This window comes from Microbulbifer agarilyticus, from assembly GCF_019800665.1.
GTDB classification, from domain to species: Bacteria; Pseudomonadota; Gammaproteobacteria; order Pseudomonadales; family Cellvibrionaceae; genus Microbulbifer; species Microbulbifer agarilyticus_C.
Window position 1 is genome coordinate 30,396 of record NZ_JAHVKO010000002.1, and the last position, 23,030, is coordinate 53,425.

The 23,030-nt window shown below is 55.5% G+C and carries 18 protein-coding genes; 7 read left to right on the plus strand and 11 right to left on the minus strand.

The genetic code is table 11. The features are described from left to right. Positions 1 to 191 precede the first annotated feature (191 nt). The 10 genes from pyrF to gyrA all read right to left on the minus strand — a co-directional run bounded on the left by pyrF (position 192) and on the right by gyrA (position 12,918). Positions 192 to 908: an orotidine-5'-phosphate decarboxylase gene (pyrF, locus tag KUV22_RS04495; RefSeq protein ID WP_222228853.1), complete on the minus strand. Its 717-nt coding sequence runs from the start codon at positions 906 to 908 to the stop codon at positions 192 to 194. A gap of 51 nt (positions 909 to 959) precedes the next feature. After that, the gene (gene lapB, locus KUV22_RS04500) at positions 960 to 2,150 is read right to left on the minus strand and encodes a lipopolysaccharide assembly protein LapB (RefSeq protein ID WP_222228855.1); all 1,191 of its coding nucleotides are present in this window, start codon (positions 2,148 to 2,150) and stop codon (positions 960 to 962) included. Between the two features lies 1 nt (position 2,151). Beyond that, positions 2,152 to 2,460 carry a LapA family protein gene (locus tag KUV22_RS04505; protein ID WP_224916962.1) on the minus strand — a complete coding sequence of 103 codons (309 nt, stop codon included), beginning with the start codon at positions 2,458 to 2,460 and terminating at the stop codon, positions 2,152 to 2,154. A gap of 77 nt (positions 2,461 to 2,537) precedes the next feature. Then, on the minus strand, positions 2,538 to 2,846 hold the full coding sequence (ihfB, locus tag KUV22_RS04510; protein ID WP_010131404.1) for an integration host factor subunit beta: 309 nt from the start codon (positions 2,844 to 2,846) through the stop codon (positions 2,538 to 2,540). 140 nt (positions 2,847 to 2,986) lie between these two features. After that, on the minus strand, positions 2,987 to 4,666 hold the full coding sequence (gene rpsA, locus KUV22_RS04515) for a 30S ribosomal protein S1 (protein ID WP_077404278.1): 1,680 nt from the start codon (positions 4,664 to 4,666) through the stop codon (positions 2,987 to 2,989). A gap of 182 nt (positions 4,667 to 4,848) precedes the next feature. Then, complete coding sequence (cmk, locus tag KUV22_RS04520; protein ID WP_222228857.1) at positions 4,849 to 5,556, minus strand: (d)CMP kinase; 708 nt, start codon at positions 5,554 to 5,556, stop codon at positions 4,849 to 4,851. A 96-nt stretch (positions 5,557 to 5,652) separates the two neighbouring features. Further along, entirely contained in the window at positions 5,653 to 7,920 is a 2,268-nt protein-coding gene (locus KUV22_RS04525) for a bifunctional prephenate dehydrogenase/3-phosphoshikimate 1-carboxyvinyltransferase (protein ID WP_222228859.1), read from the minus strand. Next, positions 7,921 to 9,024, minus strand: a complete 1,104-nt coding sequence (pheA, locus tag KUV22_RS04530; RefSeq protein WP_222228861.1) for a prephenate dehydratase — start codon at positions 9,022 to 9,024, stop codon at positions 7,921 to 7,923. Positions 9,025 to 9,077: 53 nt separating this feature from the next. Continuing rightward, positions 9,078 to 10,157 carry a 3-phosphoserine/phosphohydroxythreonine transaminase gene (gene serC, locus KUV22_RS04535; protein WP_222228863.1) on the minus strand — a complete coding sequence of 360 codons (1,080 nt, stop codon included), beginning with the start codon at positions 10,155 to 10,157 and terminating at the stop codon, positions 9,078 to 9,080. A 187-nt stretch (positions 10,158 to 10,344) separates the two neighbouring features. Beyond that, positions 10,345 to 12,918, minus strand: coding sequence for a DNA gyrase subunit A (gene gyrA / locus KUV22_RS04540; RefSeq protein WP_222228865.1), 2,574 nt, complete (start codon positions 12,916 to 12,918; stop codon positions 10,345 to 10,347). A 245-nt stretch (positions 12,919 to 13,163) separates the two neighbouring features. Between gyrA and KUV22_RS04545 the strand changes: the two genes are divergently transcribed. The 7 genes from KUV22_RS04545 (at position 13,164) to KUV22_RS04575 (ending at position 21,165) form a co-directional block, all read left to right on the plus strand. Then, complete coding sequence (locus tag KUV22_RS04545; protein ID WP_222228867.1) at positions 13,164 to 14,531, plus strand: TRZ/ATZ family hydrolase; 1,368 nt, start codon at positions 13,164 to 13,166, stop codon at positions 14,529 to 14,531. Between the two features lie 11 nt (positions 14,532 to 14,542). Beyond that, positions 14,543 to 15,247: a bifunctional 2-polyprenyl-6-hydroxyphenol methylase/3-demethylubiquinol 3-O-methyltransferase UbiG gene (gene ubiG, locus KUV22_RS04550; RefSeq protein ID WP_222228869.1), complete on the plus strand. Its 705-nt coding sequence runs from the start codon at positions 14,543 to 14,545 to the stop codon at positions 15,245 to 15,247. A gap of 19 nt (positions 15,248 to 15,266) precedes the next feature. Continuing rightward, positions 15,267 to 15,932: an HAD family hydrolase gene (locus KUV22_RS04555; RefSeq protein ID WP_222228871.1), complete on the plus strand. Its 666-nt coding sequence runs from the start codon at positions 15,267 to 15,269 to the stop codon at positions 15,930 to 15,932. A gap of 31 nt (positions 15,933 to 15,963) precedes the next feature. Continuing rightward, entirely contained in the window at positions 15,964 to 16,719 is a 756-nt protein-coding gene (locus KUV22_RS04560) for a YciK family oxidoreductase (protein ID WP_222228873.1), read from the plus strand. Positions 16,720 to 16,987: 268 nt separating this feature from the next. Continuing rightward, on the plus strand, positions 16,988 to 18,250 hold the full coding sequence (locus tag KUV22_RS04565; protein ID WP_222228875.1) for a serine hydrolase domain-containing protein: 1,263 nt from the start codon (positions 16,988 to 16,990) through the stop codon (positions 18,248 to 18,250). 386 nt (positions 18,251 to 18,636) lie between these two features. Continuing rightward, entirely contained in the window at positions 18,637 to 20,274 is a 1,638-nt protein-coding gene (locus KUV22_RS04570) for a hypothetical protein (protein ID WP_222228877.1), read from the plus strand. Positions 20,275 to 20,286: 12 nt separating this feature from the next. Then, positions 20,287 to 21,165, plus strand: coding sequence for a hypothetical protein (locus KUV22_RS04575; protein ID WP_222228879.1), 879 nt, complete (start codon positions 20,287 to 20,289; stop codon positions 21,163 to 21,165). A 77-nt stretch (positions 21,166 to 21,242) separates the two neighbouring features. On the opposite strand, the gene KUV22_RS04580 is transcribed toward KUV22_RS04575, so the two are convergent. After that, positions 21,243 to 23,021, minus strand: a complete 1,779-nt coding sequence (locus KUV22_RS04580) for an N-acyl-D-amino-acid deacylase family protein (protein WP_222228881.1) — start codon at positions 23,019 to 23,021, stop codon at positions 21,243 to 21,245. Positions 23,022 to 23,030: the final 9 nt, after the last annotated feature.

Here is a 23,030-nt window from a genome sequence, read left to right on the forward strand (position 1 = left end):
TCGTTAATACGCTGATGACGAGCGCCCTATCCATGCAGGCATTCGTCAGCGTGTCTTGGTCTTCAATCCGTGGGACCAACAAACTCCACAGGCGCAGTGACTTTACCAAATAATTACGCAGCTTTTGACTATAAAGCGATTACACGCCATTACAGCTGCATACGCCTCGTCACCTACCCTGCACAACCGTGTTAATTCTGTGCTTGACGCAAATCCTCGACAATTGCACCCAGCGCCTCAGCAGGGTTTTCAGCACCGGTAATGGGCCGACCAATCACCAGATAATCAGAACCACCCTTAACAGCATCAACTGGTGTCACGATTCGGCGCTGATCGTCTGCCGCAGAACCTGCAGGACGGATCCCGGGGGTCACCAGCGCAAAGTCTCTGCCACATTCCGCCTTGAGCGCATTCGCCTCGCGCGCGGAACATACCACACCATCCAGACCACTCTCTTTGGCAAGCTTTGCCAGGGCAACCACTTGCTCATTTAGCTCTCGCGTTACCCCTACCGGCGCCAGCTCTTCCTCGGCCGTGCTGGTAAGCACCGTTACTCCAATCAGCAGCGGACGCTTTGCACCGAGAGGCTCCAGTGCTTCACGAGCCGCCCGCATCATGCGTTCACCCCCGGATGCGTGGACATTTACCATCCAGACGCCGAGATTGGCCGCGGCACGGACCGCAGCGGCAACCGTATTGGGAATATCATGAAATTTGAGGTCAAGAAAAACCTCAAAACCACTGGCTACCAGTTTGCGCACCAAATCTGGACCGGCAATCGTAAAAAGCTCTTTACCCACTTTGACCCGGCAGGTCGCAGGATCGAGCCGCCCAGCCATCGCCAGGGCATCTTCCGCATTATCGTAATCCAATGCCACGATGACAGGAGAAGAAACAGAATCAGTCAAAGAACACCTCGGTGCTTGAATGTGATGATGAACGAAGGGCAGCAACGGAAGTTACTCGCCTTCAATTCCTTTTACCGAACGGACGGTATCCCAACGCTTGCAGCTGGGGCATAACCAGTGCAATTGATTGCCGGAGAAACCGCAGTTATTGCAACGATAGTGAGGCCTGCTTGCGATCAATTGATCGATCAGGCTCTTCAGCAGAAACAAGTTGTCCCGCGCACGCCCTTCCGCACTATCGATATGTAGATTGAGAAAGTGACCGAGCCCCCGCAGCGAAGGCCGCATTGCCAGCTGCTTACCCATATAGGCAGCGGCCTCCGACTCACTCTGCTGCTGGTGAATACGATCGGTCAACGCAATGAGCACACTGTTGGAGGGGTGCTCCTTCTGCAACCCTTCCAGATAGTGCTCGAGACCGCGCTCATCGCCAATCGCTTCGTAACAGGTAATCAGTAACTCGAGAATTTCAGGAATGTAATCGGGGTTCTGCTTGGGAACACGCTCCAGGACCCGAATAGCCTCCCGTGGACGCCCCAGAATATGCTCCAGGCGACCCAGCAGCAGGTTTGCACGAACAGAGTGACGATCATAACCAAGCGCCGCATCAATGTGCTTGCGTGCACTCAGATAATCTTTCGCGTTTATGGCCTCTTCCGCCAATTCGCAACAAAAGTGGGCCTGAATCGGAGCCCACTCGCTGGGCAAGCGCTTGAAGCGGCGGCCATGTAACAGATTGACCGCGTGAATTCCTTTGGCCCACTCACGCTCGTCTCGATACACCTCAATCAGGTATTCCAAGCTGGTACTGCGCAGCTCCGACGAGGTCTCCACGAGCTCCTGAAGCAATCGCTCAGCCCTATCCAGCCAACCGGCAGCAATATAATCTCGCGCCAGCTCCAACTGCGCCTTCTGCTGGCTGATGCGGTTAAGGCTGGGGCGGGCCAGTAGATTTTGATGCACCCGGATGGCCTGGTCGTGCTCGCCACGCCGGCGCAGGAGGTTGCCGAGAGCCAGATGGGTTTCGAAGGTGGCGCTACTCACTTCGAGACCATCGATAAACTTTTCGATGGCATCATCGTGACGCTCGCTGAGCAGGTAATTCAGCCCCTGAGCGTAGGATTGCGCCAGGGCCTTGTGCTGCCGATTCTTGGCGCCTTTCTTTTTGCCACTTTTACGCCCCAGGTACCATCCAATACCGATGGCCGCAAAAATGAAAATGAAAAACGTCAGGTCGCTCAATTTAGTCTCCAGCAACCTGGCGGCGCACGGTGTGTAATTCGCGCTCGGTGCGCAGCAGTTGGCGCTCCAGCGCCTTAACCCGGTGGCGTTCGGTCCAATATGGCAGCAAACTGGCCAAAAAGCCCAATAATGCGCCGATCAGTAGGAAACCAATCAACCAGAAGCCAACACTACCCGCAAACAAGGGGTAGCCGGCAAACCGTGGGGTAATACTTTCGGGGTTATCAACGGCGAAATAGACACCCAGCGCAATGCACACCAGGGCCAATATCCCGAATAATAAACGCGATATCCAGCGCAGAAATGACAAACGAACCTCCGATTCCGGAAGAAGTGTGAAAATCTAAATTCCGTTACAGTGTTAGTTCACTGTGCCCAGCTCGGCAATTACGCACTCTCTAGCGTATCGCGCTGCATTTGCTGGTTAACTCTATCCCTGAGCTCTTTTCCCGGTTTGAAGTGAGGCACATATTTCCCCGCCAGCTCGACGGAGTCACCGGTTTTGGGGTTGCGCCCGGTCCGCGGCGCACGGTAATGCAGTGAAAAACTGCCAAAACCACGAATCTCTATCCGCTCCCCTTCAGCCAGAACACTCGACATCGTGTCCAGCATGACTTTAACCGCCAGCTCCACATCCTTCACCGGCAGCTGATCCAACCTCAGAGCGATCTTTTCGATCAGTTCAGACTTGGTCATGCTATCCGCAATCCTTTCTAAGTCATTGATTATTCTGGAATAGCGGCAATCATCTAATAGAAAGCCGGACTGGGCAACCCCAGTCCGGCTTTCGCATAGCTTCAACTCATCGAGAGCGAAGCTCAAATAACAAAGAACTATTAGTCCTTGTTATTCATCTGGGCCTTGATCAGGTCACCGATAGTCGCCGGCTGAACTTGTTCAGCCTGCTTCTTGCTGTGATCCTTGATGGCCTGCTTCTCGTCGTCCTGATCCTTAGCTTTGATGGAGAGGCTGATCACGCGGTTCTTACGATCCACGCTGGTGATCTTGGTCTCAACTTCTTCGCCTTCTTTCAGGGCATTGCGAGCATCTTCAACCTTGTCGCGGCTGATTTCAGAAGCGCGCAGAACGCCTTCTACTTCATCCGCCAGGGTGATGATGGCCTGCTTGGCATCAACTTCTTTGATGGTACCCATTACGATGCTGCCGCGATCGTTGGTGGTTACATAATCAGAGAACGGATCGGATTCCAGCTGCTTGATACCCAGGGAGATACGCTCGCGGTCGGAGTCGATACCCAGGATAACGGTTTCCAGCTCGTCACCTTTCTTGAACTTGCGAACAGCTTCTTCGCCTGCTTCGTTCCAAGAGATGTCGGACAAGTGAACCAGACCGTCGATGCTGCCGTCCAGGCCGATGAAGATACCGAAGTCAGTGATGGACTTGATCTTACCGGAGATCTTGTCGCCTTTAGCGAATTTACGCGCGAAGGCATCCCACGGATTTTCCTGACACTGCTTGATACCCAGGGAGATACGACGACGTTCTTCGTCGATATCCAGAATCATCACCTCTACCTCGTCGCCAACGTTGACAACTTTGGACGGATGGATGTTCTTGTTGGTCCAATCCATTTCGGAAACGTGTACCAGACCTTCCACACCTTCTTCCAGCTCGGCGAAGCAGCCGTAGTCGGTCAGGTTGGTGATCACAGCCTTCACGCGGCTGTTCTCCGGGTAACGCTGCTTGATGGATACCCAAGGATCTTCGCCCAGCTGCTTCAGGCCCAGGGATACACGGCTGCGCTCGCGGTCGAACTTCAGTACTTTTACTTCGATTTCGTCGCCAACATTCACGATCTCGCTCGGGTGCTTGATGCGCTTCCAAGCCATATCGGTGATGTGCAGCAGGCCGTCGATACCACCCAGGTCTACGAATGCACCGTAGTCGGTCAGGTTCTTCACGATACCCTTGATCGCCATACCTTCTTGCAGGCTGGCCAGCAGTGCTTCACGCTCTTCGCTGTTGGCTGCTTCCATCACGGCGCGACGGGAAACAACAACGTTGTTGCGCTTGGCGTCCAGCTTGATCACTTTGAAGTCGAGCTCTTTGCCTTCCAGGTGCGCGGTATCGCGAACCGGACGAACGTCTACCAGAGAACCCGGCAGGAACGCGCGGATATTGGCAACGTCAACAGTAAAGCCACCTTTAACCTTGCCGCTGATAACACCTTTAACCACTTCGTCTGCAGCGTGTGCAGCGTCGAGGATTTTCCAGGCTTCAGCGCGCTTGGCTTTTTCGCGGGACAGACGGGTTTCACCGAAGCCATCTTCTACGGCTTCCAGGGCAACCTGTACTTCGTCGCCGATCTGCAGATCGACTTCGCCTTTTTCGTTTTTGAACTGCTCTGCAGGAATCACACCTTCAGACTTCAGGCCCGCGTGAACGGTCACCCAGTCTTTATCGATGTCGATAACCATACCGGTCACGATAGCGCCAGGCGCCATCTCAACACTCTTCAAGCTTTCTTCAAATAACTCAGCAAAGTTCTCGGTCATTACTCATACCTATTTGGGTAGGCCCGGCCGTGGATGACTGTAAAACGTAGTCAATCTTCAGCTCAGACCCCGCCGCGCTGCCAGTACGCGGGTTAGATTACAACAGCGGCCGGGCAATTCTGGCTGACCCCGGCCGCTGCTGTTAAAAAAATCAAATTCTAAAAAACTGTTTCCAGTCTGGCTCAACTGATGTTTTTTTGTACCAGCTCGAGCACTTTTTGCAGAACACCGTCAATATCGATGTCCGTGCTATCCAGCACCACAGCATCTTCTGCAGGGGCTAAAGGGGAGGCTGCGCGGTTCATATCCCGGTCGTCACGGGCGCGGATGTCCTCCAGCAGGTCGCGGAGGCTAACAGAAACCCCCCTACCCTGCAACTGATCGAAACGACGGCGCGCACGCTCTTCGGCACTTGCGGTCAGAAACACCTTGACCGGCGCGTCGGGAAACACCGTTGTACCCATATCGCGCCCATCAGCCACCAGTCCAGGCAGCGCACGGAAATCGCGCTGGCGCTGCAGCAACGCATCGCGCACCGCAGGCAAAGCCGCCACTTTGGACGCCGCCATACTTACCCGTTCCATGCGGATATCGCGACTGACATCCTCACCTGCCAGGACCGCACTCACCTCGCCACCGGCGATGGCAAAGCGGATATCCAGATTAGCCGCGATACTGGCAACCGCTGACTCGTCCTCCAGATCGGCGCCGGCATTCAGTGCTGCCAACGCCGTCAGGCGGTACAAGGCACCAGAGTCCAACAAGGAAAAGCCAAGCTTATCGGCCAGTAACTTGGCGATAGTGCCCTTGCCCGAGCCACTTGGGCCATCGATGGTCACAACCGGTGCGGGTACAGTGGATGTTGAAGTGTTGGTGGTCATATCAGTCATCACTAATTCGATACTACTTTAGTTGGCTGGTATTGCAGTTGGCAGAAAAAATTGTCGAGGTGCGCTTTGCGCACCCCATATAAAGGACCGATGCGCTTAACGCACCTCCAGATTCATCCCTGCTCCCTGAGCCAACTCGGCGAAATTGGGAAAGGATGTCGCCACATTGGCACAATGCTTGATTCGGATGTCCGCGCCAGCGCGCAAGGCGGCCACCGCAAAAGACATGGCAATACGGTGATCACCCAGACTATCTACCTCTCCACCACCGAATACGGCAGGCTGGTCACTACCACCTTTACCCTGGATCACGATGCCATCAGGTGTGGGCTCAGCATCCACACCCAGGATCTTGAGGCCGTCGGCCATTGCCTGAATTCGGTCACTTTCCTTCACCCGCAGCTCTTCCGCACCAGTCAATACGGTTTCACCTTCGGCGCAGGATGCCGCCACAAAAATCGCCGGGAACTCATCAATGGCCAGAGGCACCTGATCTTCGGGGATCTTGATGCCTTTTAATGGCGCGTAGCGTACGCGAATATCCGCTACCGGCTCACCACCCACTTCGCGGGTATTTTCCAGCGTTATGTCGGCACCCATGGCACGCAGGATGTTGATGGCACCATCGCGCGTTGGATTGATGCCCACATGCTGCAGCAGCACATCGGATCCCGGGGCAATGGACGCCGCCACCATAAAGAAGGTCGCGGAGGAGATATCTGCCGGCACATCGATATGACAGGCCGCCAACTTGCCACCACCCTGCAGGCTCGCGCGCGGGCCGTCGCGGCGCACATCGTAGCCGAAGCCGGACAGCATACGTTCGGTGTGGTCGCGGGTAGGAGCCGGCTCAGTGGTACTGGTTTCACCATCGGCATACAGGCCCGCCAGCAGCACGCAGGACTTCACCTGAGCACTTGCCATCGGCAAAGTGTAATCAATGGCTTTCAAGGCACTACCACCACGAATCTTGAGTGGCGGCCGCCCCTCTTCGCCGGTCTCAACAACGGCACCCATCTCACGAAGAGGATTGGCTACGCGATTCATAGGACGCTTGGACAAGGACTTATCCCCGGTCAACACAGTGTCAAACTGCTGACCTGCCAGCAGACCCGCCAACAATCGCATGGAGGTTCCGGAGTTGCCAACATATAGCGGGCCAGGAGGCGCCTGCAGGCCGTGCATGCCCACACCGTGGATGGTGACGCGACCATTTACCGGCCCTTCAATGACAACTCCCATGTCGCGGAACGACTGGAGTGTGGCCAAGGCATCCTCCCCCTCTAGGAACCCCTCCACTTCGGTGACACCCTCTGCCAGGGAACCCAGCATAATTGAGCGGTGTGACATGGACTTGTCACCCGGCACCCGCAGATCACCATTTACCGCACCGCCCGGCTGGGCGACAAAAGTTACTTCCTTCGCTTCCATAGTTTCCGTATACGCTTTTTTGGCCAGCATTTTTGTAAAGTGATCCCGCGCCGCCTTGGCCCGGGTAAAAACCCCCATCAGGTGTTCGCTGTCGCCGCTGGCAATGGCACTGCGCAAGGAACCCAGATTGGAGGTGTAGAGATCGATGGATTTTAAAATTGCATCGCGATTGGCGAGCATAATGTCACGCCACATCACTGGGTCACTGGAGGCTATACGGGTGAAGTCCCGAAAGCCGCCGGCGGCATAGCGAAAAATATTTTCGTTTTCCGCATCGTGCGCGAGAGTATCCACGAGACCGAATGCAATCACGTGCGGCAGGTGGCTGGTCGCAGCAAGTACCTCATCGTGCTCACCAACAGGCATACTGAGCACTTCCGCACCGACGGCCTGCCACATGCGCTCAATACGCCGGACATGCTCAGAAGCAGTATTTTCAAGCGGCGTGAGAATAATCCGGTGGGCAATGTATAAATCGTCACGCGCGGCGGTGACGCCACTTTGCTCAGACCCCGCGATCGGGTGACCGGGCACCAGAAACTCCGGCACCTCACCCCAGACATTTTTCGCTGCAGCAATGACGCTACCCTTCACGCTGGCACCATCGGTGACGGTAACGCCAGCAGGTAGCTGATCTTTCAGCTGTGCAAACACCGACTCAACGGTAAGTGTGGGTACGGCGACAAAAATCACATCGCCGGCTTCCAGCTCGGGAAGCACCTGGGCGATCTCGGTAACCGCACGATCCACCACGCCCAGCGCAACCGCCTGCTCGCAGGTTTGCTGACGACGCGCAACGCCGATAACTTCACGACAACCACTGGCTGCTTTCAAGCCCAGCGCCAAACTGCCACCGATTAGCCCAAGACCCACGACGACCAAGCGGCCGATTTGGCCCGAGGCTTTCCGTCCAGCAGCATCCATCGCCGACATTTACAGCACTCCGCGCGGGTAGGAGCCGAGCACCTTCATGTCGGACGCGCAGGCACCCACATCCTTCAGCGCCGCAGCGACATTTTCGCTGTCGCAATGGCCGACAAAATCGATAAAGAACACATAGGTCCAGTTACCGCTTTGCGAAGGACGGGTTTCCACCCGAGTCAGGTCAATATTGTGGTTCTGGAAAGGCACCAGCAGATCGTGCAGCGCACCAGGCTCGTTGCGCATGGAAACCATCAGCGACGTTTTATCGTCACCGCTGGGCGGCACTTCCTGAGAGCCGATGATCAGGAACCGGGTCGAGTTATCCGGACGATCCTCGATTTTTTCATTGAGAATCTTAAGACCATACATGTCGGCCGCCATATCACCGGCGATTGCAGCAGCGTTCCACTCACCCTTTACGCGCCTGGCCGCTTCTGCATTGCTGGCAACCGCGACGCGCTCCACGTTCGGATAGTAGGAATCCAACCACTTGCGGCACTGCGCCAGGCTCTGCGCGTGCGAGTAAATACGGGTAATGGAATCCTTGCGAGTGATATCAGAAATCATTAGATGCTGATGAATGCGCAACTCCACCTCACCGCAAATCTTCAGATTAGAGGTCATAAAGTTGTCGAGGGTATGGTTCACCACGCCTTCGGTGGAGTTTTCTACCGGAACCACACCGTAATTTACGGCACCGGCCTCCACCTCGCGAAACACCTCATCAATCGCAGCCAATGGCTTGGATACCGCGGAGTGGCCAAAATGCTTGAGCGCAGCCTGCTGGGTAAAGGTACCTTCAGGCCCCAGGTACGCAGCCTTAATAGGCTCTTCCAACGCGAGACAGGCCGACATAATTTCGCGAAACAGACGCGCCATTTCTTCATCGGTCAGCGGACCCGCGTTACGCTGCATCGCGCGACGCAACACCTGAGCTTCACGCTCCGGACGATAATAAAGCGCTTCCTCGCCGTTACTCTTTTTGACTTCAGCAACTTCCAACGCGCAATTGGCACGCTCGGAAATCAGTCGCGCAATATCGCTGTCGAGACTATCGATGCGATCGCGAAGTTCCAGCAGGCGCGGATCCTGCTTTGGCTTATCTTCAGACATAACTCTCGCCTAAATTCGTAAAATCCATTACTAAATCGCCACTAGGGCGTTCATTAACCATGACGCTGCTCAAAATCCGCCATAAAGGCCACCAGGGCTTCCACCGCCTCCAATGGCACGGCGTTGTACAGGGACGCACGCATACCACCCACGGAGCGATGCCCTTTGAGGTTGAGCAGCCCGGCCGCTTCCGATTCATTCAGGAATTGCTTGTCCAGTTTTTCGTCTGCAAGTACAAACGGCACGTTCATGCGCGACCGGCTTTCCTTCGCCACCGGACTGGAGAAAAACGCACTGCGATCGAGGAACTCATACAGTAATGCAGACTTCTTCTCGCTGAGCTCCGCCATTGCCGGCACACCACCCTGGGCCTTCAGCCACTTGAACACCAGCCCTGACAGATACCAGGCAAAGGTCGGCGGTGTGTTATCCATAGAGCCGCCGTCCGCGGCAATTTTCCAGTTGAGGCTGCGCGGGATATCAGGCAGGGCGCGATCAAGCAGGTCATCACGCACGATACCCACCGCAATCCCGGATGGGCCGATGTTCTTTTGCGCCCCGGCGTAGATAAAACCAAACTTATCGACCGGAATGGTCTGCGAAAGAATGGTCGACGACATATCCGCAACCAGCGGGCTTTTCACCTCGGGAATGTAAGGGAACTCTACGCCGCCAATCGTCTCGTTGGGCGTGTAGTGGAAGTACGCCGCATCATCGCTTTCCTGCCAGCTATCCGCGGCCGGCGCGTAGCTGAAGTTCTGATCCTCAGAGGACGCCACAATATTCACATTACCGTAGCGACGCGCCTCTTTGATCGCCTTGGCGGCCCACTGTCCGGTATGGATATAGTCCGCAGTCTTGCTGGCACCCCCAAACAGGTTCCAGGGAATGGCACTAAACTGGCCGGTGGCACCACCCTGCAGGAAAAGCACCTTGTAGTTATCTGGGATTGCCAACAGATCCCTCAGATCCTGCTCGGCAGTTTCCGCCACCTGGGTAAACTCTGGCGAGCGATGGCTAACTTCCATTACGGAACAGCCCAGTCCCTGCCAGTCCAGCAACTCTTCCTGTGCCTGCCGCAATACCGGCTCCGGCAACGCCGCAGGTCCCGCACAGAAATTGAACTTTCTCATTGATTCACTTCCACAGAGAAAACAGATTGAATTAAAACTTTGGCCAAGAGCCGAATCGCGAGATCCACAAACCCCGTTTTCACCCTTGCCGATTACAAAGCTTTCGCCAGCAAGAAAATGCCAGCCACTAAAGTCAAAAAAGGCCGCGAAGATTCGCAGCCTTTTTGAGATAAATCGGGGTCAGAGGTTACTCCTCGGCAGCGCCGTCTCCGGCACCCTCACCTTCTTCATCGTCGGTCTCCTGGATCCGCGCCAGACCAACCAGCTGCTCACCACTCTTCAAACGAATGACACGCACGCCCTGGGTGTTACGACCAAGTACAGAAACCTCATCGACGCGGGTACGAACCAGTGTGCCCTGATCAGAAATCAACATGATTTCCTCACCCGGGTGCACCTGACAGGCACCAACCAGCGCGCCGTTACGCTCACTTTCCGCAATGGCAATCACACCCTGAGTGCCACGCCCCTTGGTGGGGAAATCGGCGGTAGAGGTACGTTTACCGTAACCATTCTCGGTAACCATCATCACCGAGCCGCCCTCTTCCGGGATCACCATAGAGATTACGGATACACCTTCGGCCATGCGGATACCGCGTACACCGCGGGATACCCGACCCATAGAGCGGACATTTTCTTCGGCAAAACGCGCCGCTTTACCAGCGCTGGTCAGCAGCAATACATCGCGACTGCCATCGGTAATGGCGGTTGCCACCAGGCGATCAGTTTCTTCCAACTCGATCGCACGCAGACCCACACTACGTGGACGCGCAAATGCGGTCAGCGGGGTTTTCTTTACGGTACCATTCGCGGTCGCAAAGAAAATAAAGTGGTCTTCATCGTATTCCGACACCGGCATCAGGCTACTGATGCGCTCATCTTCTTCCAGCGGCAGCATGTTCACCATCGGGCGGCCACGGGAGGCACGACCAGCGGTGGGTACTTCGTACACCTTCAGCCAGTACACCTTGCCTTTATTAGAGAAGCACAAAATCGTGTCGTGGGAGTTGGCAATCAGCAGGTGTTCGACGAAATCTTCGTCCTTCACCTGAGTCGCCGACTTACCCATACCGCCACGGCGCTGTGCCTGATAATCGGCCAGCGGCTGACTCTTGGCGTAGCCACCGTGCGAGATGGTCACAACTTTGTCTTCCGGGGTAATCAGATCTTCGACGGAAAGATCCTGGCGGGAAGCCACGATATCGGTACGGCGCTCATCGCCATACTCTTTTTCCAGCACTTCCAGCTCTTCGCGGATCACTTCCATCAAGCGCACAGGGCTGCCCAGGATTTCCAGGTATTCCGCAATCTGTTCCAGGCGCTCGCTGTATTCGGCCAGCAGCTTGTCGTGCTCCATACCGGTCAGACGGTGCAGACGCAGCTCGAGAATCGCCTGCGCCTGGGCCGGCGACAGGTAATAAGCCCCGTCGCGCATACCAAACTCTTTCGGCAGGTCGTCCGGGCGGCAGGCATCGGCGCCGGCACGCTCCAGGAACTGCTGCACCTCACCTACCGGCCAACCTTTGGCCAGCAGCGCTTCGCGGGCGTCGGCCGGCGTGGCAGAGGACTTGATCAGCTCAATCACCGGGTCAATATTGGAAATGGCAATCGCCAGGCCTTCCAGGATATGACCGCGCTCGCGCGCCTTGCGCAGCAGATATACAGTACGGCGGGTTACCACTTCCTGACGGTGGCGAATGAAGTATTCCAGCAGCTCTTTCAGGTTCAACAGTTTGGGCTGACCATCGACCAGCGCCACCATGTTGATACCAAATACGCTTTCCAGCTGGGTCTGCGAGTAAAGGTTGTTCAGCACCACATCGCCCAGCTCACCGCGCTTGAGCTCAATCACGATGCGTAGACCGTCTTTATCCGACTCGTCACGCAGCTCGGAAATACCTTCGATCTTCTTCTCTTTTACCAGCTCGGCAATGCGCTCGATCAGGCGCGCCTTGTTCAGCTGGTAGGGAATCTCGTGAATGATGATGGTCTCGCGGCCCGACTTGTCATCGCGCAACACTTCCGCTTTGGCGCGGATATAGATACGCCCACGGCCGGTGCGGTAGGCCATCAGGATACCGGCGCGGCCGTTGATGATGGCGCCAGTGGGGAAATCCGGGCCCGGGATATATTCCATCAGCTCGTCGACAGACAGCTCGCTGTTGTCGATCAGCGCCAGACAGCCCTTCACCACCTCACTCAGGTTATGCGGTGGGATATTGGTCGCCATACCAACCGCAATACCGGAAGAACCGTTTACCAGCAGGTTGGGCACGCGCGATGGCAGCACTTCCGGCATTTGCTCGGAGCCATCGTAGTTGTCGATAAAGTTGACGGTCTCTTTATCCAGGTCCGACAGCAGCTCATGCGCCAGCTTGTCCATGCGGATTTCGGTGTATCGCATGGCCGCTGCGCTGTCGCCATCGATGGAACCGAAGTTACCTTGGCCATCTACGAGCATGTAGCGCAGGGAGAACGGCTGGGCCATACGTACGATGGTGTCATACACCGCGCTGTCACCATGCGGGTGGTATTTACCGATTACATCACCCACGACACGCGCAGATTTTTTGTACGGTTTGTTCCAGTCGTTCTTGAGTTCGTTCATTGCGTAGAGCACGCGCCGGTGTACCGGCTTGAGCCCGTCGCGCACGTCCGGCAGCGCACGGCCCACAATCACACTCATCGCATAGTCGAGGTAGGATTGCTTCAGCTCTTCTTCGATATTAATCGGAGAAATTTCTTTGGCTAATTCGCCCATATTTTCAGGCATTCCTTATCGTTAACGCCGCCAGCGGGTTGGCCCCGGCTTCGCCTGCAACTGCCGCCCTCACAGGGGTAAAAGCAGCAACAGGCTTGAATCTGGTGGGGCCAGCAAGTCACGGACCCCGATCAAGCGGGCGATTCTACCACAATTGACGCTTAGAAGGACGACTTGTACAGACTTGTTCACGGTCGCCGGCACCGCTAAAGTTTGCGCCTTTCCACCGGAACAAAAAACGCACAATGGCCAACCAGAACTCCAGCGAAGCTGCACAGAAAACGAACAAAAAACAGACAGTCGATACACTGATTCATGCCCGCTGGATTATTCCGGTAGTGCCAGAGCAACGGGTGTATGAAAATTGTTCACTGGCAATCAAGGACGGGGCCATCAGCGCGATTTTGCCAAGCGACGAAGCCCGCGCACGCTTTACAGCAAATGAAATACACGAACTCGACAACCAGCTGGTGATTCCTGGCCTGATCAACACGCATAACCATGCAGCCATGAGCCTGTTGCGTGGTTTCGCCGACGACCAGCCGCTGATGACCTGGCTGGAAAAACATATCTGGCCTGCGGAGCAAAAGTGGGTCAGCCCAGAGTTTGTCAGTGATGGTACCCGCCTGAGCATCGCCGAGATGCTTAGAAGCGGCACCACTACCTTCTCCGATCAGTACTTCTTCCCGGAGGCCACCGCTGCCGCGGCACGCGAAGCCGGCATCCGTGCGCAAATTGCCTTCCCTATCATCGACTTTCCCAATGCTTGGTCCCGAAACGGCTTTGACGCGATCGACAAGGGGCTTGCACTGCGGGATGACTATCGCTCCCACAGCCGCATCGGCCTCGCCTTCGCCCCCCACGCCCCGTATACAGTGGGCGACGACACGCTGCAGAAAATCGCCGTTTACGCCGACGAGCTGGGCATGCCGGTACAAATGCACCTGCATGAAACGGCGGGAGAAGTGGAAAAAGCCGTCGCCGATACTGGCCTGCGCCCGATCGAGCGTCTGCACAAGCTGGGGCTACTGTCACCGCAGTTCTTGAGCGTACATATGACCGCGCTGAATGATGCTGATATTGCACTGATCAGCAAAACCGGCGCCCACGTCAGTCACTGCCCGCGCTCCAATCTCAAACTCGCCTCCGGCTTCACCCCGGTAGCCAAGCTGCTCGACGCCGACATCAATGTATCCATCGGCACCGATGGGCCAGCCAGCAACAATGGCATCGATATGCTGATGGAGACCAACACCGCAGCACTGCTCGCCAAGGCGGTTTCCGGTGATGCCAGCGCCCTGCCCGCCCACCAAGCCCTGGCCATGGCGACCATCAACGGCGCACGTGCGCTCGGCATCGACGACGTCACCGGCAGCCTCGAAATTGGTAAAGCCGCAGACCTCTGCGCGATTGACCTCGATGCGCTGGAGCAGCAGCCCCTACACGACCCGACCTCGCAGCTGATCTACACCGCCAATGGCCACAACGTGCGCAATGTATGGGTTGCGGGCAAACAACTATTGAAAGATCGCGTGCTCACCACGATGAATGAAGCAGAAGTGAAGCAACGGGCGGAGATCTGGCGTGATAGAATCGCCGGTCTGTCCAAGTAAGCAGGACCCAAATGACCAACGTAGACCCGGCGGAAATCGCCAAATTTGAACAGCTCGCGAGCCGCTGGTGGGACCAGCAGGGTGAATTCAAGCCCCTGCACGAGATCAATCCCCTGCGCGCCAACTATATTGATCAGCGCGCCCCCGTTGCCGGCAAAAAGCTCCTCGATGTGGGCTGTGGCGGCGGTATTCTGTCGGAAGCCATGGCCCAGCGCGGCGCTGAGGTGACCGGTATCGATATGGGCGAAGCCCCCCTGAACGTGGCCAAGCTGCACGCCCTGGAAAGTGGCGTATCCATTGACTACCAGCGCATTCCGGTGGAAGAACTCGCGGAGAAGGCGCCTGCCAGCTTCGACATCGTTACCTGCCTGGAAATGCTGGAACATGTTCCGGACCCAGCCTCCGTGATCCGCGCCTGCGCAAAACTGGTCAAACCCGGCGGCCATATCTTTTTCTCCACCATCAACCGCACACCGAAAGGCTGGCTGTTTGCGGTGGTGGGCGCAGAATACGTCTTGCGCCTGCTCCCCAAGGGCACCCACGAATACGCTAAATTCATCCGCCCGTCAGAACTCGGTCGCTGGGTACGTGAAGCGGACCTGCAAGCGCGCGATATCACCGGTATGACCTACAATCCCCTCACCAAACAGTACAAACTGAACCCGAGGGACGTCGACGTGAATTACCTGATGCACACCACTCGCCCGGCAGAATAACCCCAGAAGTACCCCATTTATGAAAGCTGTACTCTTCGATCTCGACGGCACTCTGTTTGACACTGCCCCGGACTTCGTGGTGGTGCTCAACCAGCTGCGTGAGCAAGAACAACTGCCACCGCTGGCCGATGCCACCATTCGCGAAGTCGTATCCAATGGCGCCCGCGCCATGGTCCGCCTCGGCTTTGGGGTAGACGAAGGCGAACACGGCTTCGACAATTTGCGCCAACGCCTGCTGGATCTCTACCTGATGCATCTGGCGAGGCACACGGTCCCCTTTCCCGGTATCGAGCGCCTGTTGAACGAATTAGCCGAAAACGACATTGCCTGGGGCGTGGTCACCAACAAGCCATCGGCTTATACCATTCCTCTCATGCGCGCGTTTGCGCACCTGCCCACCCCTGGTGCCGTAATCTGCCCCGACGACGTCACTAACAGAAAGCCCGATCCGGAGCCCATTCTGCTCGCCTGTAGCCGTATTGGCTGCCTGCCAACGGAATCCGTATACGTCGGCGATCACGAGCGCGACATCATGGCCGGCCGCGCCGCGGGTATGCCCACCATCGCCTGCAGCTATGGCTACATCGACAGCGGCGACGATCCAGAAAACTGGCGGGCGGATCATGTGATCCATCATGCCGATGAAATCTGGCCACTGCTGCAACAGCACTACCTGAACAAATAATTACATTCTCTATTCTTGAGCCCGAATTCTGATGTCTGAAACCATCACCAACTACCAAGCACCCGCAGACCTGCTAAAAGATAAAGTTATTCTGGTGACCGGTGCCGGCGACGGCATTGGCCGCGCTGCCGCAAAGGCCTACGCCGCCCACGGCGCCACCGTCATCCTGCTGGGCCGCACCGTCCCCAAACTGGAAGCCGTTTACGACGAGATCGAAGCAGCAGGTGGCGCAAAGCCAGCCATATTGCCCGTCGACCTCTCTGACGTACGCTGGGAACAACTGGAATACCTGGCCCAGGGTGTGGACCAGGAATTTGGCCGCCTTGACGGCCTGGTACACTGCGCCGGCGTACTCGGCCAGCGCACCCCGATTGCCAACTACCACTACGCCAACTGGCAACAGGTCATGCAGATCAACGTGAATGCAGCGTTTGGCCTGACCAAGGCGATGCTACCACTGCTGGAAGAATCCAAAGCCGGCTCGATCATCTTTACCAGCTCCAGTGTGGGCCTGAAAGGACGCGCTTACTGGGGCGCCTACGCGGTTTCAAAATTTGCCACCGAAGGCCTAATGCAGGTCTTGGCAGACGAAGTGGATGGCGTATCCAACATTCGTGTTAACAGCGTTAATCCTGGCGCCACTCGTACCAATATGCGGGCCGCTGCCTACCCGGCAGAAGACCCAGCGACTGTTACTACCCCGGAAGAAATTATGCCGACCTATCTGTACCTGGTGGGCGACGACAGCCTCGGGGTAAACGGCAAACAATTTAACGCACAAGACTAAATAGCCAGCCCATCCGCTCAGCCCGTCAACGCGGGTTGAGCCCCCTCCCCCATAGCCTGCTCAGTTCTTGATTTCGCCCCCAACAACGATACCCCCTCAATCGCTTTAACAGGTGAGGCCCGCTTCCCTTGTAAATCAAAGCCTACACTTATCGCGTAAAAGCAAAAGCACTTGAACGGTGTCGGTAATGAGAAGTGAAAAAATCGGACCCTTTACGCTTCCCGCCTGCGTATGCCTCAGCCTTTTTTTCAGTATTGGGATATTACTTGTGAACGCAGAAGAGGATCCGTACGCAACACCCACCGAAGACTTCTCCGTATCGGAACTTAAAAACGGCTATAGCCTGAGTGATGCTCAGCGACTGCACGATGCATGGACGCTGGAAAAATTTCTCAACATTACCGAGTCCGGCGCTTACTCCTACTTCCATCTTTCTGAGTTTTTACCCCATGCCGTGATCAGCCGTGACGGCCCTGTCGCGGAACTTGCCCAGGCTCGCTCCCAGATAGTCGGCAATACAAGCCTTAGCGCCGACACCAAGAATATTCGCTTTGAAGATATGATTACGTCCCCGGATTCACCGGTCCAGGGGGTAATGGTGGTTAAAAAAGGCAAAGTCGTATACGAGATGTACCCGGGTATGCGCCGGACCGACCGCCATGCATGGATGTCAAATGCAAAAGTGTTTGCCGGCTTGCTGATCGCAATGCTGGAGGAAGAAGGCAAAATCGACGTACAAAAAACCGTTTCTGATTATCTGGTCGAGGCCAAGAAAACCGCCTGGGCGTACATCAAGGTAATCGACATACTGAACATGCAGACCGGTCTCGACCTGGAAGAAAACCCCGCTAGCCGCAGCGGCAACACGCCGTACAATGTCTTTGTTCGCGCCGAAGTCGGCCTGCCCGCACCGGACGGCACCACCTACACCCACAACCAGGCGCTGTACAAAATACCCAAGCTCCGCGAACCCGGAGAGCGCTTCGAGTACTCCTCCGCCAACACTCAGATGTTAGGGCTGATCATAGAAGCCGTGACTCAGAAACGACTTGCCGAATTGATCTCAGAAAAAATCTGGATAAAGTCTGGTATGGAAGGCGACGCCTCCTTGGGGCTTAGTCCGCAGGGCAACGGCATCATTCACGGGCTGATCAGCTCACGCCTGAGCGACATGGCAAGGTTCGGCATGCTATTTACACCGAGCTGGAAACAGATCAGTAAAGAGCAAATCGTATCCGACGCCGTCATTAAAAAGATGCAAACTTCCGGCATCTCCGACAATTTTCTTAAGGGGTCACTCGGCCCCAGACTTACCGAAGAATTCAGGGAACAACCTCTATCCAACACCTATCAGTGGGATGCAGTATTCAAAGACGGAGACCTGTATAAAAGCGGCATGAACGGGCAGGGTTTGTATGTATCGCCCGCCACAAATACCGTCGTCGCCTGGTTTGCAACAGGCTTCTCGGAAATCCCCATGGAAGCGTTTAGCCGGACAATTGTCCAGCGCCTGGCAACTCCACAGAACTGATTCCATACAAAGCACTTGCACAACATACAACGGCAGATTAAACACCATGTAATCTGCGTGTAAGTCTATGTAAGCCGTTGTAATTCACTTCACTTATCACTTCTATCCAGCAATTTTCTTTGCAAATCAACCGCCTGCAGTGTTCCTGCTCTCGAAAGTCGAACTGGAAGCACATACTGTGTCGCCAGAAACATTTGCGCCGACTTACTCCACAAATATACCTCTGATATTCTCGCCGCGCTTTCAACTTGCGGAGCCGCTTCACACCCAATAAGAAAAGCAACTTCGTAAGCAAACATACTGAAAATATGCGCAGTCACTCTCCGGATGCAAAAGGATTTACAGCACCGGATATAAAAACCCCGAACACAAAAAGGAATTTACTCATGTCAGACAAAATCGATCCTAAAGCGATCCAATTTAGCGAAGCCGGACAACCCGCGAAGATCAACTATCAGGTACCTCTGCCCGGCGCCCACACCGGTCGACGCATCATCGAGCTGGATTTAGGACTGGGCTTCAAAGACTTTACCTCGCTGGCTAAATCCGCCGGCACTTCATACAAAGATTCGCTTGGGATTAAACCCAAGGTAAAAGACAAGCTCTTGCCCAACGACAATAAGATACAGAACTTCCTGAGTGACAGCATTCACCGCATCAGCACCCGAGTGACCCGCTTGCCGAACGATTTCCTGGATCAACCCAAGGCACGTGCAACCGACAGTCAACAACTGAATACCATCAACGCCCTCAATAAGGCCATCGACCCGGATGTTTTCAAGGAAAATATTGATAACGGTATGGTAATGGTACCCTCCGTTGGCTGGGCAGGTAACCTGACCTATACCCCGCACCCGATCGAATCGTCGGAAAAACCAAAGATCTTTCTCGTCGAACGCTATGGCGTTAGCTCATTTCTGGGCGACTACGGTATGGGTAAAACCGTAAAGACCTTTACCCTGCTCCCCGGGGAAACCTCGAAGATCTCCATGCGTACCTGGCAGAGTACCAAGGAAAGCCGCCAGGAATCATCAAGCATCATTGACTCCCACGAACAGTCTGCGCGCGAGCGCTTCGCAGATAAAATCCAAAACGAGACCACCGACAAGCAAACAAAATCAAAGACCGAAGAGTGGCATGTGGAAGCCGAGGTTTCCGCCAGTTGGGGCTTCGGCAGTGCCAGCGTCTCCGGCGGCGGCAGCGGTGAATACTCCAGCGGCCGTGAGCAGTTCGCCAAACAGGCCGCGGAATCGGTTAAAGAACATGCCGCCGAAGCCTCTAGCAAACGTGAAATGTCGGTAACCAGCAGCTCCGAGCGCGAAGAAGAATCTGGCTCCGAGACGATCATCGAGCGCACCATCAGCAACGCCAATATGCGCCGCGTGCTCAACTTTGTATTCCGCGAACTTAACCAGGAATACATTACCAAACTGCACCTTAAAGACGTACGCATAGCCTTCACCAATGGCCGTCGCGATTCCTGGCGCGAAGTGCCCATTTCCGGCCTGCTGGGCTTTTTGCAGGAATTTGTCGTTGAGCACAAGATTCCGAAAGCGGCCCGCGCCATTTTGAAAGTTGCTGGCTTTATCGCCGACCGTGACGATGTAATGGTTCCCACTCTGGAGCGCGTCAATCTGGTGGACCACGGCACGCGCATCGAAATCACTCCCGCCACCCTGGATGAAGACGGCGAGTTCCCGGTGCCAACCCCAACCAGCTATTACCGCTTCAAGACCGGGCCACTCCATCAGGAAGATGCGACAAACCCGGTGGATGGCGTGCTATTGAATGATTCGCGCATCACCATGCGCACCGACAGTGTCATCGTTGAAGCCCTGCTGGGCCAGGCTGACGCTCTGGATGAGTACGCAATGACGATTCAGCGCGCCGCTGCCAACAAAGAAACCCTGGCGAATGATCGCGAGCGTATCGTGCAAACGGCGATTGCCGAGGCCAAGCTTGAGGACCGCCTGGAAACCATCGTAGATCTGAACCGCTTGTGCGCGGCCGAAACCGCGGAATAAGGAGCAAACCTCATGCCTCCAGTACATCCCGTCATCGATGTCACGCGCATGCTTAACGCACAGATGCTGACGCAGACACCGGTGACAGATACCAAGGCGGCCACCGGCGGCGGGTCTCCCGCCGCCAAGGGCTCCTCAATCAAGACGCTGATGATTTACGATGACGGCGACGCGGGCATTCGCGACTTCGCTCCGATACTCGCGCGCGCCTATTATCCGCAGGCAAAGCTGGTGGGGGCCACGTCACTAGCTGCACTCTCTGCAATTCTGAGCAAGTACAGCAAGATCGATACGCTCGTCATCGATGTGCATTCGGGGCCCGGTTATCTGCTGATCGGTGGCGCCAACCCCAGCCTTACAGCCGTTCGGGAAGCATTGAAGAAATCCGGCGTTACAGTGCAGTCCAAAATCATATTTGAAGGCTGTTCAATTATGCGCGACCCGATCGAAACCAGCCGAATGGTAGAACCGATCTGTGGCCCGAAAACTCAGGTGACCGGTTTTACCTATTTCAGTGTGACCAATAAGTTCGAGATCGATTTTTCGGATTTTCATGATCCCAAGGAAATTGAGGAGTTCTACAAGGACTTTACGATGGACTATATGCTCCCTGGCCTGCCATCGGCCAAAGACTCGACGGGCAAAGTGGTTACACACGGGCGACGCTGGTTTCGAGACACATACGACGAGACCTTACCGGAAGACGGTAATTTCCTGCACATCGAAAGCCTGGAAACCCTGAAAAAGCTCACCGTAAACACCGCCAATGAAGCGCTTGCGGCAAAAAGCAATTTTTCGGGCCCAGTATTTGCCGGAGCCCAAGTAAGCGTCACGAACGTCTCTGCGGTCGCGAGCGCAGATCAGGAAGCAAAAGTGGAGGCAACTCAATAGAAGGCGTCAGCTGCTAGTGAGAGATGGTATGAACTTTGTTGGGGCAGCACCAAAATTATGGTGCTGCCCCAACATCGTTAAGCTTCCGCCATTTTTAATCCTGAAACCTCAGCATTCACAAGGAACCTACCGTAACCGGTTGACGCCCCAAAATCGTGAGCAAAGTTATCGGCAGTCGCGCCCTCTTTCTGGTACACCACCTTGCCGTTTACTAAAGTGGCTTCAATCGCATCGTCATTGCGCTTAACCAGACGATCCATACCAAAGCCTTCCATCGGTGCTTCGTGGATCTGGTCCACATCATCGTTCACACCTTCGGGGTTCAGGATCACCACGTCGGCGCGATCGCCTTCGCGGATGTAGCCGGCGCTCAGGCCGAACCAGCTCCCCAAGTCGCCGGTCAGCTTGTGCACGGCTTCGGCATTGGTCATAAACGGAGAGCCCGCTTTTTCTGCATCAAATACATACTTCAGCATGCGCAGCGGGAAGTTGTACATTGCGAGAGAACGGATATGCGCTCCGCTATCGCCAAAGCCAATCTGAGTGGAAGGACTCTTGATGAGCTTTTGCATGATATGTGGGCGCGCGTTGGAGTAATTGGTTTTCCAGCGCAGTTGCTCTTTGTATTTGGTTGCCAAATCAAAGTAGGCATCGACAGGCTCTACCCCGTAGGTATCGGCGATTTCTTTGAAGTTTTTGCCCACCAAGGACTCTTCCGGGCAATGGGTGATCCAACCATCGCTAAAGTCGCGGTGCCAAAGGCCCACGGTGAAGATCTCAGAGATATGCTTTTTAAATTCCTTGCGGAATTCCGGCTCGTTAATCTTCTTGTACAGCTCTGACTCGTCTTTCATGTCCCGCAGCAAAGCACCGGTCTCAAACTCCTCAAACGCATTCACATTCAGCCCTTCCAGGTGCACGGTGAACGGTGCCGGCAGGGTCTGCCAGCGGTAATTGCCACGCAGTACCTTGTTTGCCAGCCAGCCGCTGGCGCGGGTAATGAGATGCAGGAACGGATTGGACTTCAGGTCCAGCGCGGTCAGCATGGTGACCTTCATCGGCTTACGGAACAGACCATGGGCCTGCCACAGGAAGCCAAACACATTGACTTTCTTTACCGCATCCGGGGCGCCCTGCAGGATCGCGCCGCGGCGGCGCAGAATCTTGAACAGGCGCTTGAATTCCCACCAGGTAGAGAAAGTTGACGGCAACGGCTGGCTCCAGGCGCGGTCACCATCCATTTTGTCCAGCTTGGTGGTCATCATAGACATGCCAACGCAGCCCGCATCCAGCGCCTCTTCCAGCATGCGCTCCATTGCCTGCATTTCTTCTTCAGTGGGCTTTACATCGCTGGTGGCGCGGTCGATACCCATTGCCGCTACACGCATGTCGCTGTGACCGATAAAGCTCAGCACGTTAGGGCCCAGTGGGTGCTGGTCGTAGAACTCGCGGTATCCCTTGGCGTCGGTCCACTGTTTCTTTTCAAACAGGATTGGCAGTACCGCCTCGCGGGGCACCGCTTCAACCCGCGTAAACAGGTCGGAGCAGTCTTCCGCTGCACTGTTGACCATGGAGATGGAGCAGGAACCAATAGCGATGGAGGTCACGCCGTGACGCACGGATTCTTTCAATGCTGGCGCGGCAACAACCTCGGCATCATAGTGGCTGTGGATCTCGAGAAAGCCCGGGGTTACCCATTTACCTGCGGCATCAATAACCTTACCAGCCGCAGACTCATCTAGCGGTTGCTCGCTGACCTTCGCGATTTTTCCATCTTTAATGGCAACGTGGGCCAGTTTTTCCTTAGCCCTGGAGCCATCAAAGTAAGTACCATTTTTAATAATGATGTCGTACATAGGTGCGGT

What these genes read in the sequence shown, in the direction of transcription:
- ihfB (WP_010131404.1), bottom strand. Translation starts at nt 2,846, where the DNA reads ATGACCAAGTCTGAACTGATCGAAAAGATCGCTCTGAGGTTGGATCAG.
- rpsA (WP_077404278.1), bottom strand. Translation starts at nt 4,666, where the DNA reads ATGACCGAGAACTTTGCTGAGTTATTTGAAGAAAGCTTGAAGAGTGTT.
- cmk (WP_222228857.1), bottom strand. Translation starts at nt 5,556, where the DNA reads ATGACTGATATGACCACCAACACTTCAACATCCACTGTACCCGCACCG.
- KUV22_RS04525 (WP_222228859.1), bottom strand. Translation starts at nt 7,920, where the DNA reads ATGTCGGCGATGGATGCTGCTGGACGGAAAGCCTCGGGCCAAATCGGC.
- pheA (WP_222228861.1), bottom strand. Translation starts at nt 9,024, where the DNA reads ATGTCTGAAGATAAGCCAAAGCAGGATCCGCGCCTGCTGGAACTTCGC.
- serC (WP_222228863.1), bottom strand. Translation starts at nt 10,157, where the DNA reads ATGAGAAAGTTCAATTTCTGTGCGGGACCTGCGGCGTTGCCGGAGCCG.
- gyrA (WP_222228865.1), bottom strand. Translation starts at nt 12,918, where the DNA reads ATGGGCGAATTAGCCAAAGAAATTTCTCCGATTAATATCGAAGAAGAG.
- KUV22_RS04545 (WP_222228867.1), top strand. Translation starts at nt 13,164, where the DNA reads ATGGCCAACCAGAACTCCAGCGAAGCTGCACAGAAAACGAACAAAAAA.
- ubiG (WP_222228869.1), top strand. Translation starts at nt 14,543, where the DNA reads ATGACCAACGTAGACCCGGCGGAAATCGCCAAATTTGAACAGCTCGCG.
- KUV22_RS04555 (WP_222228871.1), top strand. Translation starts at nt 15,267, where the DNA reads ATGAAAGCTGTACTCTTCGATCTCGACGGCACTCTGTTTGACACTGCC.
- KUV22_RS04560 (WP_222228873.1), top strand. Translation starts at nt 15,964, where the DNA reads ATGTCTGAAACCATCACCAACTACCAAGCACCCGCAGACCTGCTAAAA.
- KUV22_RS04570 (WP_222228877.1), top strand. Translation starts at nt 18,637, where the DNA reads ATGTCAGACAAAATCGATCCTAAAGCGATCCAATTTAGCGAAGCCGGA.
- KUV22_RS04575 (WP_222228879.1), top strand. Translation starts at nt 20,287, where the DNA reads ATGCCTCCAGTACATCCCGTCATCGATGTCACGCGCATGCTTAACGCA.
- KUV22_RS04580 (WP_222228881.1), bottom strand. Translation starts at nt 23,021, where the DNA reads ATGTACGACATCATTATTAAAAATGGTACTTACTTTGATGGCTCCAGG.